Source organism: Phormidesmis sp. 146-12, from assembly GCF_052939495.1.
In genome coordinates this window covers 47,373-60,849 of the sequence record NZ_JBJPHS010000033.1, presented here as the reverse complement: position 1 = coordinate 60,849, position 13,477 = coordinate 47,373, and the positions used below count along the sequence as shown (strand labels likewise).

Sequence of the window (13,477 nt, the reverse complement as noted above, 5' to 3'; positions counted from 1 at the left end):
TAGGGGGCTGAAGCCGATTGAAACGAAGCGAGTCACTCTCATCGAACTGACGTTGAATTAACAACCGCAGCGAAAGGTTTCATCGAATTCACGCTCAGAAAGACTTCCGCAGCTATCCAAACACGCTTCTAGTCTGCGAAGGCAGATTTCGTGCTTGTAGGCGCGGTTTTAAACGCCAGCCGCAAGTTATTTAATCCTCCCTCCTAACCATTTGGCACTTCTTCAAGGTTAGAGACTCCCAGCCATCCTTTGAGGTTTTGTTGCTGAGTTTGACTAGGATGCTCGATCGCAACCACCTGATACTGAGTCGGACGAGGCTCTACTAGTTTAATGGTGCAGATTCTTAACTCATCTTGATGAAACAGGGTCACCTCGATCGCATCCCCCTCAGAATATTCTTTGAGCCGATCGCTCAATTGTTCCGCAGTCACTCGTAAACCGTCGATCGCTAATAGCTCATCTCCAACATCAATGCCAGCAGTTTGAGCGGGGGAATTAGCTTCGACTAATTTAATCAGCGATCGTCCATTCTCTGATTTCACCGTCATCCCTGTGTAAGGCGGCAAGTCAGCCTCAAGATTTGACTGCAAGCGCAACCCAAAGCCAGAAAGATATTCATCAAAGGGCAGTTCTTCGGTGCCGTCGAGGTAGCGATCGCAAAAATTCGTCAGGTCAAATTCAGCAACAGACTCGATCACAGACTTCAATTGCTCAGGCGAAAAGCCAATCTCATCTTTGCCAAACTGCTCCCACATCTGGCGCATTACATGATCAAACGATCGCTGGTTGCTATGCTTGATCCGAATCGCCAAATCGAGCAGCAGCGTAATCATTTCGCCCTTCAAATAGTAGGACATCTGAGAGTTGGGACTGTTGGCATCAGGACGATAAAGCTTAATCCACGCATCAAAGCTGGACTCACTCAAGGGTTGCACCAGTCGCCCCGGAGTCGTCAGATAGCGAGAAATTTCCTGACTTAGCGCATTCAAATAAGCTTTTGCATCATAAATTCCTGCTTTGAGTGGAATGAGCAAATCGTAGTAGCTAGTTGTTCCCTCGCTAAACCAGAGAGAAGGCGTGTAGTTTTCACCTTCGTAATCAAAGACTTCTAGCCCCTTGGGACGAATGCGCTTAACATTCCACAAATGGAAGAACTCGTGAGCAACTAGCTGCATAAAGCGATCGTACTTATCCTTTGCCCGAAACCCCGATCGACTATAAACCAATGAGCAAGAATTTTTGTGTTCCAGTCCACCAAAGCCGTTGGTTGTTAGATGCAGCAGAAAAAGGTAGCGATCGTAGGGTAATCCTCCAAATAGATTAGCTTCGACCTCAATAATTTTTTGGGTGTCCTGAATGATGCGATCGACCTCCACATTTCCTTTGCCAAAAATTGCCCACTGATGAGGTTTTCCTAGCGCTTCAAATGAATAGGTCTGATGTGTTCCGATTTCAAACGGACTGTCTACTAACATATCGAAGTCGATCGCTTCAAATGTATTGGATCTACCTGGAACGATCGGCAGCGGAGTCGTGACTTGCCAACCGTCGGGCGGCACAATCTCAATTTGCATCGGTTGCTGCTCAAATCCTGACACATAGAAAAACAGCGCTGCCCCATTAAAATAGCCGTGGCTAACATTCAATTGATTCGTGCGAACAGTTAGCTCATTGGCAAAAATTCGATAGCGAACTGTAATCTCACTCTGTGCCTGCGTCTCAATCTGCCAATGATTTTTGCGAATCTTTCGCCAGGTTAACGGAGCCGCCTCAAAGTTTTGCAAATGTCGAGAATATTCGCGCACCAGATAAGAGCCAGGTGTCCAGACGGGCATTTTCAGATCTAAGGTGGGTTGTTGCCAGCCTGTGATGCGAAGGGTCACCTCAAACAGATGCGATTGGGGTCGAGGCATCGCCACCTGATAGTGAAGTTTGACGGTGGAGATCGGAGCCTCTGCGGAAGGGTTGACGGTCAGATCTTGCTTTAGATTCTCTCGATTCATGGTTTGATTGACTCCGATCGACACACAGCGTTATTTTGAGCGTTGCAGCGCAGCACAGACGTTAGACCTTAGATTCGTTCTGTCTAAAGTCGGGACTAAACAAGTAATACATATCATGCCTTACCTTCTCAACGACGCTGCCCACCTCACGGGTGAAATTTTTAACCCACTTGATGAAGTGCAAGGATAGGTGAATGCGATAAGATTCTGCGCGCTTTGAGACACCCGTGAGGAACTGTAGCGTCAGGTTGATCCGCAAATTCACCTGTCAAAGACTTTGATTTGAGAATCTTGTCTTATACCAAATCAACCAACAAACGATACTCGTAAAAATCAGTTAATTAACCGATTTCTATCTCTCAGATTTGAAAAACCCCATCAGGGAAGCTGTTTCAAAGTCCCCCAAAATGGGGGATTTAGGGGGCGAGGATCTGTATCAGTATAGTGAATTTGGTATTAGCCTGAATTCGATAGAATCTTTCGCTTCGCTTGCAGATCCGGGCAGCCCCCTAAATTCCCTACGAGTGAGGGCCTTTGAACCCAAAATCTTGTCTAAAAGTCCTCCAAAATTGGCAGCTTGAAGAAGTAATCAGCAATGCAGTGAGAAAACTTCATCAAAATGGCTTTAAGAATCACTATCGGAATTTTGATCCGCCTTGATTAAAACGGACTGACATACGGACAAAATTTTTCTATGCAGCAGGTAATCACGCTGAGTCGCTGCTTGAAATTTATGAAAACTTTTTATACCATCGTCGGATATTTGCTCTATAACTGAAGAATTGTGTCGCTAATTCAGCAGAACGTTGATTACTACAGCCATTATCATCAGGGGCAGAGCACAATTTCTGAGTTAAATTCTCGATCGAATGGTGACATTTGACGCTCTAATCTCCTTGTCAAGGGTAAATCACACAAGTTGTGACTTGATCGCTTGCAATTAATCAAACAGTCCTGTAGATTTTGCAGAAGTTTAGATTTTTGCGATCGCGCTATTGACGGCTCTCACATCCTTGATTCCTCTATGGTTAGCAGTTTGGTTGACAGAGGCTAATCTGTGATTTTACTTATTTTGCGATTGGTAAACTACTGAAAATCACGTATCAATAGAAACCAAATCTTGCAGTTTGAGAAACGGCTTTCTCAGTAGCTAAAAAAACTCACAAAACTAGATGTCACGATTTGCAAGTCATTCGCTAATATTGATGTTCACAACTTGTTTCCTGAATCTCACCAGATAGACATTTTTTTGAACGCGCTGTCTGTTTCACCCCATGCCCTGACCTAATGACTGCTGTGCCCCTTCCCCGACAGCCCTCTCAACCCGATCGCAACGGTGTCCCGCCAGATGTCACCCCTGTTTTTGCACTCAAAGAACTCGTGGCTCGGCTCAACCGTGAGCAACACAAAATTCAGGATTTGTTGAGTTCTCTGGGGTTTGCACTTCGCAGTTTCAACAATCTCAACCAGTTTTTAGAATTGATCCCCTTGATGGCCAGCCGCGTGACGGATGCGGATGGGGGCGCTTTGGTGATGTTTCGTCCCAACGGTCAGGTGAAGCTGGAGCGATTGCACTGTCAAGATAATCATTGGGGACAAGAAATTCGTAAAGCGCTCGAAGCGGCCACCCGACAGATCACGACTTCGCTCGCTGGATTGCCCCCTAGTGAAGCGATTACCAAGTCTCCGCAAGCGATCGCCACGCTGGATTATCAGGTGAGCCGTCATCTGGGATCAGACATTCAGATTTTTGGGACGGCGATTTTGGTCAAAAATAGCGAACGGGGACGGCTGTATGTGTTCAGTCGCGATCCCGATTATTCCTGGACAGAAACGCGGCAAAAACTTGTGAGACTTGTGGCCGATCAGACGGCGGTGGCGATTGAAAACGATGAGTTGACGGTTGAACTTCGCAAAAAAGAACGGCTCGATCGTGAACTAGAAATTGGAGCCGATATCCAACTGCGTCTGTTGCCGCGTCAGTGTCCCAAAATTCAGGGGATTGAGTTGGCTGCCATGTGTAAAACAGCGAGTCGGGTGGGCGGCGATTATTACGACTTTATTCCGGCGGATTATGGGCAGGTTCGCAAGTCTGATGTGGAGAATGCATCGGGGCGGTGGAGTGTGACGATCGGCGATGTGATGGGCAAGGGCGTTCCGGCTGGGCTGATCATGACGATGACGCGGGGAATGCTGCGGGCAGAAGTGCTGAACGGTCACTCGCCTGCGCGAATTTTGCAGCATCTCAATCAGGTGATGTATTCTGATTTAGAAAATTCCAACCGATTTGTGACGCTGTTCTATTCGGAATACGATCCGACGACGCAAATTCTTTCTTACAGCAATGCGGCTCACAATCCGCCGCTACTTTGGCAAGCTAAAAATGACGCAATCAAGCGGCTCGACACGTTGGGAATGCTGATTGGACTGGATGCCGAAACTCAGTATCAAGATGCTCAGGTGCAGCTTAATCCTGGTGACACGCTGATCTATTACACGGATGGCTTTACGGATGCTGCCAATCAATATGGACGCAGATTTGATGAAGAGAATCTGACCAATGCGTTTCGGTGGGCCTGCCGCAATTACAGTGATCCGCAGTTGATTTTGAAGTATTTGTTCGATCGCGTTCAGCAGTTTATCGGCGTGGGCAATCACAATGCAGATGATATGACGCTGGTGGTGATGAGAGTGGATGAGAGGGATGAGGGATGAGGGCGAATAGAATGTGCGCCTAGAAGAACGAAGTTTACCTTCGCAGACTAGATTTAACGTGAATTCGATGAAATCCTTCGCTGCCGTTACAAATCCGGGCAGCCCCCTAAATCCCCCACGAGTGAGGGACTTTGAACGAAGAATCGTATCTAATAGTCCCCCAGATTGGGGGGTTGGGGGGCAGAAGCGCTGAAGACCGAAGCGAAAAACTCCCATCGAATTCACGTCTGATTATCGGTCTACGGTCTGTCTGACAGGGGTATGATTCTTTGTAGGGGCGATCGACATCTGACTTGAAAACGCTAAGATTACCGTCCAAATCCTTCCTCTTGAGAAAACCTGAAGTTGAGGCATCTGATGAAAACTAAAGTGGTCATTCATGAGGCAGAAGCGGGAGGATTTTGGACAGAAGTGCCAGCCATTCCAGGTTGCGCTACCCAAGGAGATACCTTTGAAGAGCTACTGCAAAACCTCTATGAAGCGATCGAGGGTTGTTTAGAAGATGAATGACAACCGGATTTGACAAATTCTCGACAAGCGATCGCCTACAATCACAGTGTCAATATGCGGCTGGATGGCTAGAGATGACGCGATCGTGGACGGGCTGTTTGAAGGGATTTCTAGCGTTGATAGCCAGTTTGCTGCTAATGACGACGAGCGCGGATGCTAATGCGCCTGCACCCCCGTCTTATTTTTGGATGACGTTTCAAGGTCGAGATGCCAAAGCGGTCAACGTCGAGGGTGCCCAGTTTGTAGAATGTGCGACGAAGACATGCGATCGTCCCATCTTGTTAATGAATACAGGAATCTGTACCGGAGAAGATTGTTTAAAGTCGAGTCCCATTCTCAGCGCTCCGCATCGGTTTGATTGTGTGCAAAACACTTGCCTCTATGCAGAATCGCAGTTTAGCCAGCGATCGACCGGCCCTTATTACAAATTGGTGGCTCAATTTGACGATCGCACCAAAACAACCCCCGCCTTCCCCTTAGATCTTCAGAATCCGCTGGTGGGCTATCCCAAACGTTTGAGCGTGACGGTGCAGCCTGATGACTTGACGATTGAAGTCGATCGCGCCCCCATGAAGCCGACTCGCTGGGAAATGTTTGGAATTGCCCTGGGTTTGACTCAGATCGCAGAGTTAAGTTTGGCGGCCTTGTGCCTGTGGAGATTGAAGATTGAGCGATTAGTGATGAGAATTTTAGTTGCGATCGCATTCATCAATCTATTAACTTTTCCAGTCGTCTGGTTTTTCTTTCCAGCGTTGCAGCCGTTTCAATACACCACGACACGAGTATTTGGAGTCTTGAGCTTGCTGATTGCGATCGGTTTCAGCATTTTTCTAGCCACCCGTTCAGAAATTACCATTAGAACGCTGCAAAAAGTGTTTTTGGTCTGGTTACTTTCGCTGCCTGTGGTGTTAGCGATCGGCTTTGTCGTCGCTATCTTCTTGGGATATGGCGAATCACTGCCCCCGGCAATGGGCGTTCCTTCTCTGATCACGCTGCCTGCCTCTGAAATTTTTGCTGTGGGATGGGAGGCATGGCTGATTGATCGATTGAGTCAAAAGCGTCTCATCTTTGCCCAGGTTCTCACTCTAAGTCTGTTGATGAATCTGGTAAGCTTGATTCTCGGTTTGGTGTTGCTTCCTGCAATCCAGCAGTTTGGTTAAGATCAAGCTTTTCCGCTGCGTTGTTTTGGGCTTCTGCCCCCCAACCTCCCAATTCTGGGGGACTTTTGGACAAGATTTTAAGACAAGCTTCTCGATTCAAAGTCCCTCACTCGTGGGGGATTTAGGGGGCAACCCGGATCTGTAACCGAAGCGAAGAGATTCATCGAACTCACATTTGTTAGTGTTTATATGGATGCCACAATATTTTTACAGAATTTCCTCAATGGATTGTCGATCGGCAGCATCTACGCCATTTTTGCATTGGGCTATACGTTAGTTTTTTCGATTTTAGGCATTATCAATTTTGCTCACGGGGCTATCTTTACGCTGGGTGCTTACTTTACTTATGCCCTGATGGGTGGTGCATTCGGATTCAATGGATTATTTGCAAATTTGGTGTTGCCGATCAAGTTGCCGTTTTGGTTAGCGATTATTTTGGGAAGTGCGATCGCTGGCATCGTCTCCGTAATCATCGAACGATTTGCCTTCCGTCCCTTGCGTCGTCGAAAAGCTGATTCTTTGCTGACCGTGGTTTCTAGTTTGGGCGTTGCCGTTGTGATTGTGAATCTGATTCAATATCTGGTCGGCGCAGAAATCTACACCTTTCCCCCAGATACTTACGGAAACTTGCCGCCAGCGATTAACTTTGGCACCGATAGCAATCCCATTCCGATTCGCAGTGTGCAAGTCGTAATCTTCTTAGTGTCGGGTATTGTTCTCAGCATTCTGACTTATCTGATCAATGGAACGAAGTATGGTAAAGCGATGCGAGCCGTTGCTGAAGATCAGACGACCGCTAGTTTGTTGGGCATCAATCCCGATCGCTTCATCGTCCTCACGTTTTTTGTCAGCGGATTTTTAGGCGGCATGGCAGGCACGCTCGTCGGGTCAAGTGTCAGCATTGCCGGCCCTTATTTTGGCATTGGATTTGGTCTCAAAGGGTTGGCGGTGATCGTGTTGGGCGGGTTGGGCAGCATTCCGGGAGCAGTCGTCGGAGGGTTAGCGATCGGCTTAGTCGAGGCCTTCGTTCCAAGCGACTATTCTGCTTACAAAGATGCCGTCGCGTTTAGCATTCTCTTCCTCATGTTGCTGCTCAGACCGCAGGGATTGCTAGGACGATCGCTGATTCAAAAAGTGTGATAAACCGCAGAATTAGAAACTAGCATAGAAGTGAGATAGCTCAAACCGTCCCATGCTCAAAGTTACATGTCCTTATTGACCGAAATTCAGGTTGAAGAAACGACCGATCGCCTCGATCGCTACCTCGCAGATGAGTTGGCAGATTTATCTCGATCGCGCGTCCAAAAACTGATCGAACAAGGACTCGTGCAGGTCAACGGAAAAGTTTGCACCTCCAAAAAAACCGAAGTGAGAGAGGGCGATCGCATCCAGGTCGAGATTCCTGAAGCCCAACCGTTAGAGTTATTACCCGAAAACATTCCCCTCGACATTCTCTACGAAGATGACTCGTTACTGATTCTCAACAAACCTGCGGGAATGGTTGTGCATCCATCTGCGGGACACGAAACTGGTACGATGGTGAATGCTCTGTTAGCACATTGCTCAACGCTACCGGGAATCAATGGCATCCAGCGTCCTGGAATCGTACATCGATTAGATAAAGACACCACAGGCGCGATCGCCGTCGCCAAAACCGAACAGGCGTTTCACCATTTGCAATCCCAATTTCGCGTCAAAACGGCTCGACGAGATTATCTGGCGATCGTCTACGGCGCACCCAGCACAGACAACGGAACCGTCGATCAGCCCATTGGACGGCACACCGTCGATCGCCAAAAAATGGCCGTCATTCCTGAAGAAAAAGGCGGACGGCGGGCAATCACTCACTGGCACATCAAAGAACGCATCGGCAACTACACCCTCATCCACTTTGAGCTAGAAACAGGACGGACGCATCAAATTCGAGTACACAGCGCTTTCATCGGGCATCCTATTGTCGGCGATCAGGTCTACGGGTCAGGACGGTCGATCGGCGTGAACCTCCCCGGTCAGGCCCTCCACGCTTGGCGGTTACGATTAATTCATCCCGTGACTCAAGAATGGGTCGAAGCGATCGCCCCGATTCCCCGATCGTTAACCACGCTTTTAGAAGTTCTCCGACGCAGAGCTTAGATTTCTCAAACGGGAGGTTGATTTGCTGATTCTCGTTCCTCAAGGTGCAGAATATCAAGCGGTTTGTCGGGGAGTCAAGCGCACGGCCCGTCCGCCTCAAGTGGTGCCGATTCCGGTGGGCATTGAGCCTGTGACTCGTTTTTTACAAACCTGGCAGCCTCTTCAATCCGACATTTTGGTCATGGGGCTGTGTGGCAGTTTGACGGCCCAGTTTCAAGTTGGCGATGTGGTTCTCTATCGTGAATGCGTGGATCAGTCGGGGACAATTTGGACGTGTGACGCTTCTCAATTTGAGAAAATTGCCCCTCCGGTCAGAGGGTTGACCAGCGATCGCATTCTCACCTCAGCGATCGAAAAACGCAACTTAGGCAAGCTTCACCAATCCGCTGTCGTCGATATGGAAGGGATCGCCATTCTCAAGGGGTTGCCGGGTGCGTCCATTTCAATGCTGCGGGTGGTGAGTGACGATAGTGAGTACGATTTGCCCGATTTGTCAGGCGCGATCGACTCAGAAGGACGACTCCAACCACTGCCTTTAGCGATGGGACTGATCAAGCAACCGATCGCCGCCACTCGTCTAATTCGCGGTTCTCTCAAAGGGCTACAAGCCTTACAGAGCCTGACTGCAAGCTTATTCTGAAATCACGGCAATACAATCCACCTCGACCAAGACATCTTTGGGCAAGCGAGACACTTCGACACAGGCACGAGCGGGAGCCGTCGCCTCATCAAAATATTGACCATAAACCGCATTCACGGCGGCAAAATCATTCATATCTGCCAAAAAGACCGTCGTCTTGACCACATCTTCGAGGGTTGCTCCCGCCGCTTCTAAAATGGCTTTAAGACTGTTCATGGCGCGCTCGGTTTGCTTGGCAACATCGCCTTCGCCAACGATCGTACCCGTCATTGGATCAAGAGCAATCTGACCCGCGACAAAGACCATCTGACCTTGGGCGGCGATCGCTTGATTGTAAGGGCCCACAGGCGCAGGCGCGGAATCTGTTTGAATAATTTTGCGAGACATACGAGTTTTGAGAAAGTTTTGAGAAGGCTATTTTTTGGCAGGAGCGGGGGGCACGAGTTCGGTGTTGACTTCGTTGACCTGGCGACGTTTTAAAGGAACGGATTCTTCTCGCGGCAATAGGTCAAACACTTTGCGAAATGCATCGTCAATTTGCTCGTAGGGAATCTCCCCCGTTTCATTCAAAACCACCTTACCAGACTGGTCAAACCCAACCGTCTGAGGCACGTAGCCCTTGTAATAGTAGCCCGCTTCGGTCGGCTCATATTTGTCTTTGATCGGCAACGAATCGATGCGAATTGCCAGAATATCACTCGCTCGACCATAAAACGCTTGAAACTGCGAAACAACGGTCGAATACTGCTTACAGTCGCTACTGTCGTCGGTATACAGCACCAGCAAAGTCGGTTTTTTTTGCTTGAGCGAGTCTGCCAGCGAGATCTTGGGCGGCACGAGAGACCCATTTCCGGCGTAGAGCGCAAAAATGTCACCATCATAGCGATCGTCGGTCAAGCCAGCCATCGCCGGAAGCGGAAACAGGAGGCAGACGATCGTCACCAGCGAAAACAAAACCGTCAAAAGGCGAGGGATTGATCGAAGAGACTTTGATCGAAGAGACATAGCGTTAGAAATTACAAGGTCAACATGCTACTCCTATTGTGTGACCTCAAGGGAACATGCTCAAACTTTAGCGGCCAAGGAACGTGAATTTAATAAAGCCAAAGGGTACAGAATTCTGAATTGATCACTCAACTTGCTCTCTCTCTGGCTTACGAATGGTAAAGGAGATTGGCCGCGGCGCCTTGGGGGGGTCAAGTTCGATCGGTTCTGACACAGACGCATCCAAAAACTCATCAGGCAGCAAGTTAAACGGAAAACTAGCGCGTCGATCGTAGTTAGAGGCGATCGCTAGAAAGGCTCCACCCAAAATGAATACGGGCAGCGGCAGCGAAAGATGCTTCATCCACTGAAACAGTTCTGATAGGGCAAACAGCACAAAAAAACTCGCTAACCAAACCTGCATCGTTAACACCACAAGTACATATCTACCAGGCAGAATACTCGATTCTACAAATTTTGCAACCGCATCGCCTCAGATGAATTTGGTATGAATCAAGATCCACTGGGCACACTGGCTTACAAAATATAGCTTGCGCCATCATGGGCTTCAGACTTCCCCAAAAATTTCCCCTTCGCTTTGTTTTAGTTATACCGTTTCTGTTGCAGACTTCTACGGCGGTTGGGCTAGTGGGATATTTTTCCTTTAGAAACGGACAGCAAGCCGTCAATGACCTGGCGCACCAGATGATGAACAAGGTGAACAACCTGGTCGATCAGCATCTTGACAGCTATTTAGCCACTCCTCACAAAGTTGCCCAAACCAACGGAGACGCGATCGACCTTAAGCTACTCGACACTCAGGACTCAAAAACGCTGGGTCAGTTCTTCTGGAAACAGATGCAAAGTTTTGATATAGGCTACATTCTCTACGGCTCCAAGACAGGAGAGTTTGCTGCCGCTGGATACTTCTTCAACAACGATCGCGTCTCCATCAACGAAGTCTCGCCTCGGCAGCATCAAAATGGCGACCTCTACACCTACGACGCAGACAGTCAGGGAAATCGCATCAAGTTAGCCGACATCGCCAAAGACTACGCCTTTCAAAAAGAAGGCTGGTACAAAGCGGCATTTGAAGCTAAGAAACCCGTTTGGAGCGCAATCTATCAGTGGGAGACGGCTCCCTATCCGCTGTCGATCGCCGCCAGTCGCCCTGTCTATGATCGCAACCAGAATCTGATCGGAGCGATCGGCGTTGAGCAGCGTCTTTCTCAAGTGAGTGACTTTTTACGTCAGCTTAAAATCAGTCCGTCTGGCAAAGCCTTTATTTTAGAGCGCAATGGCTTATTGGTAGCCGCTTCTAGCACCGAGCAGCCTTTCACCATTGTTAACGACAAACCGCAGCGACTTAGCGCGATCGACGTGGGTGATCCCCTCATTCAGGCAGCCAGTCAGCAGTTGGTCGCGCGTCTTAGTGACCTCAATAAAGTGCAGGACAGCCAGCAATTTGAATTTTTGCTCAACGGTCAGCGGCAGTTTGTGCAAGTGAGTCCGTGGCGCGATCGCTGGGGATTGGATTGGCTGGTAATCGTGGCGGTTCCCGAAGCTGATTTTATGGGACAGATCAACGCCAACACGCGCACCACGATTTTGCTGTCTCTGGGTGCTTTGGGCGTGGCGACTGTTTTGGGCATCTACACCTCTCGCTGGATTTCCCGACCCATTTTGCAACTCAGTCAAGCCTCCGAAGCCCTGGCCTCACACGTCGCTGATGGCACCAAGACCGGATTGGCTCAACCCGTCGAGGTCAAAGGAATTGGCGAACTCGAAACCCTGGCCCACTCGTTTAACCAGATGGCAACCCAGCTACGATCCTCGTTTGAGGAGTTAGAAATTCGGGTCGAGGCGCGCACTCTGGAACTCAAACAAGCCAAAGAATCCGCCGACAGCGCCAACAGTGCCAAGAGTGATTTTCTGGCGAATATGAGCCATGAGCTTCGGACTCCACTCAACGGCATTTTGGGCTATGCCCAGATTCTTCAGCGTGACAAAACGGCGACCGTCAAGCAAAAAGACGGCATCAGCATCATTCATCAGTGCGGTTCACATTTGCTGACGTTGATTAATGACATTCTTGACCTGTCTAAAATCGAAGCCCGCAAGCTCGAACTGTCTGCCAAAGATTTCTCGATCGACTCCTTCCTCACAAGCATTGTTGAAATCTGTCGCATTCGGGCCGAGCAAAAAGAAATTGCGTTTACCTACGAAGTGCTCAATCAACTACCCAAAGCCGTCTTTGCCGATGAGAAACGGTTGCGTCAGGTGTTGATCAATCTGTTGGGGAATGCGATTAAGTTTACAGATCGTGGCAAAGTCACCTTCAAAGTGGGCGTAGTCGGAGAGTCTCCCAAATCGTCTGAACCCTCGGAGGCGGACGTTCCAAAAATTCGCTTTCAGATCGAAGATACGGGCGTGGGCATGACTCCCCGACAGATCGAGAAAATCTTTTTGCCCTTTGAGCAAGTGGGCGACAAACAGCGCATGGCCGAAGGCACCGGACTCGGACTCGCTATCAGTCAGCAAATTGTAGAACTGATGGGCAGCCAAATTCAGGTCGAAAGTATTGCGGGACAGGGCAGCAGATTTTGGTTTGATGTCGAGCTACCCGAATCAGACCAATGGATTGAAACCGACGGCAAAGCGAGTCACAACATCGTGGGCTACCAGGGACGCAGACAAACGATTCTCGTCGTGGACGATCGCTGGGAAAATCGCTCTGTCATTCTCAATCTCCTGGCTCCGCTAGGATTTGACCTCATAGAAGCCGCCAACGGACAAGAAGGACTGAATCAAGCGATCGCTCAACCCCCCGATCTGATTCTCACGGATTTGGTGATGCCTGTGATGACGGGTTTTGAGATGGCGCAGCAGGTGAGGTCGTTGCCCAACTTTCAAACCGTGCCGATCATTGCGTCTTCTGCCAGTGTGTTTAACTTCGATCGTCAACAAAGTCAGGACTCAGGCTGTAATGATTTTCTCCCCAAGCCTGTGCAGTCAGAAGAGTTGTTTGAGCAGCTTCAGCGCCATCTCTATTTGACGTGGATCTATGAAGAGACAACCGTGTTGAAACCAGTCAATCCGCCGCTTGAGTCCTCGACCATTCCCACGCGCGAAGAACTGGCAGATCTTTATGGGGCGGCTCTCATCGGTGACATCAACGCAATCCAGCAGGCAGCCCTCAAACTACAATCACTCGATCCCACTTACCAGGCTTTTTCTGAACAAATTCTACAACTGGCGGATGAAATGGACGAAGAAGCCATCTTCAAACGAGTTCAGCAGTTTGTCTAAAGCGCAGTGAACTGAGTGAACTT

11 protein-coding genes are annotated in these 13,477 nt (G+C 49.0%); 7 read left to right on the top strand and 4 right to left on the bottom strand.

All coding sequences use genetic code 11. The annotated features are described in order from the left end of the window. Positions 1–203: 203 nt before the first annotated feature. Positions 204–2,003, bottom strand: coding sequence for a M61 family metallopeptidase (locus ACKFKF_RS15565; RefSeq protein ID WP_446868509.1), 1,800 nt, complete (start codon positions 2,001–2,003; stop codon positions 204–206). A 1,287-nt stretch (positions 2,004–3,290) separates the two neighbouring features. On the opposite strand from ACKFKF_RS15565, the gene ACKFKF_RS15560 reads away from it, so the two are divergent. The 6 genes from ACKFKF_RS15560 to ACKFKF_RS15535 all read left to right on the top strand — a co-directional run bounded on the left by ACKFKF_RS15560 (position 3,291) and on the right by ACKFKF_RS15535 (position 9,161). Beyond that, positions 3,291–4,718, top strand: coding sequence for a PP2C family protein-serine/threonine phosphatase (locus ACKFKF_RS15560; RefSeq protein WP_446860544.1), 1,428 nt, complete (start codon positions 3,291–3,293; stop codon positions 4,716–4,718). Between the two features lie 357 nt (positions 4,719–5,075). Continuing rightward, entirely contained in the window at positions 5,076–5,228 is a 153-nt protein-coding gene (locus tag ACKFKF_RS15555) for a type II toxin-antitoxin system HicB family antitoxin (protein WP_446868508.1), read from the top strand. Then, a complete protein-coding gene (locus ACKFKF_RS15550; protein ID WP_446868507.1) occupies positions 5,225–6,388 on the top strand; it encodes a hypothetical protein in 1,164 nt (387 codons plus the stop codon). Before ACKFKF_RS15555 ends, ACKFKF_RS15550 begins: the two co-directional genes overlap by 4 nt. Before the next feature lie 189 nt (positions 6,389–6,577). Then, positions 6,578–7,528, top strand: a complete 951-nt coding sequence (locus ACKFKF_RS15545) for a branched-chain amino acid ABC transporter permease (RefSeq protein WP_446868506.1) — start codon at positions 6,578–6,580, stop codon at positions 7,526–7,528. Between the two features lie 66 nt (positions 7,529–7,594). Then, the gene (locus tag ACKFKF_RS15540) at positions 7,595–8,521 is read left to right on the top strand and encodes an RluA family pseudouridine synthase (RefSeq protein WP_446868505.1); all 927 of its coding nucleotides are present in this window, start codon (positions 7,595–7,597) and stop codon (positions 8,519–8,521) included. A gap of 22 nt (positions 8,522–8,543) precedes the next feature. Beyond that, on the top strand, positions 8,544–9,161 hold the full coding sequence (locus tag ACKFKF_RS15535) for a phosphorylase (protein ID WP_446868504.1): 618 nt from the start codon (positions 8,544–8,546) through the stop codon (positions 9,159–9,161). On the opposite strand, the gene ACKFKF_RS15530 is transcribed toward ACKFKF_RS15535, so the two are convergent. The 3 genes from ACKFKF_RS15530 to ACKFKF_RS15520 form a co-directional block, all read right to left on the bottom strand. Further along, positions 9,153–9,548 (bottom strand): RidA family protein, encoded by a 396-nt coding sequence (locus ACKFKF_RS15530; RefSeq protein WP_446860550.1) that lies wholly within the window; start codon positions 9,546–9,548, stop codon positions 9,153–9,155. The two genes, ACKFKF_RS15535 and ACKFKF_RS15530, sit on opposite strands and share 9 nt — an antisense overlap. A gap of 27 nt (positions 9,549–9,575) precedes the next feature. Then, positions 9,576–10,166, bottom strand: coding sequence for a thylakoid membrane photosystem I accumulation factor (locus tag ACKFKF_RS15525; RefSeq protein ID WP_446868503.1), 591 nt, complete (start codon positions 10,164–10,166; stop codon positions 9,576–9,578). A 124-nt stretch (positions 10,167–10,290) separates the two neighbouring features. Beyond that, positions 10,291–10,569, bottom strand: a complete 279-nt coding sequence (locus ACKFKF_RS15520; protein ID WP_446868502.1) for a hypothetical protein — start codon at positions 10,567–10,569, stop codon at positions 10,291–10,293. 137 nt (positions 10,570–10,706) lie between these two features. Here ACKFKF_RS15520 and ACKFKF_RS15515 point away from each other — a divergent pair, with 137 nt between their 5' ends. Then, the gene (locus tag ACKFKF_RS15515; RefSeq protein ID WP_446868501.1) at positions 10,707–13,454 is read left to right on the top strand and encodes an ATP-binding protein; all 2,748 of its coding nucleotides are present in this window, start codon (positions 10,707–10,709) and stop codon (positions 13,452–13,454) included. Positions 13,455–13,477: the final 23 nt, after the last annotated feature.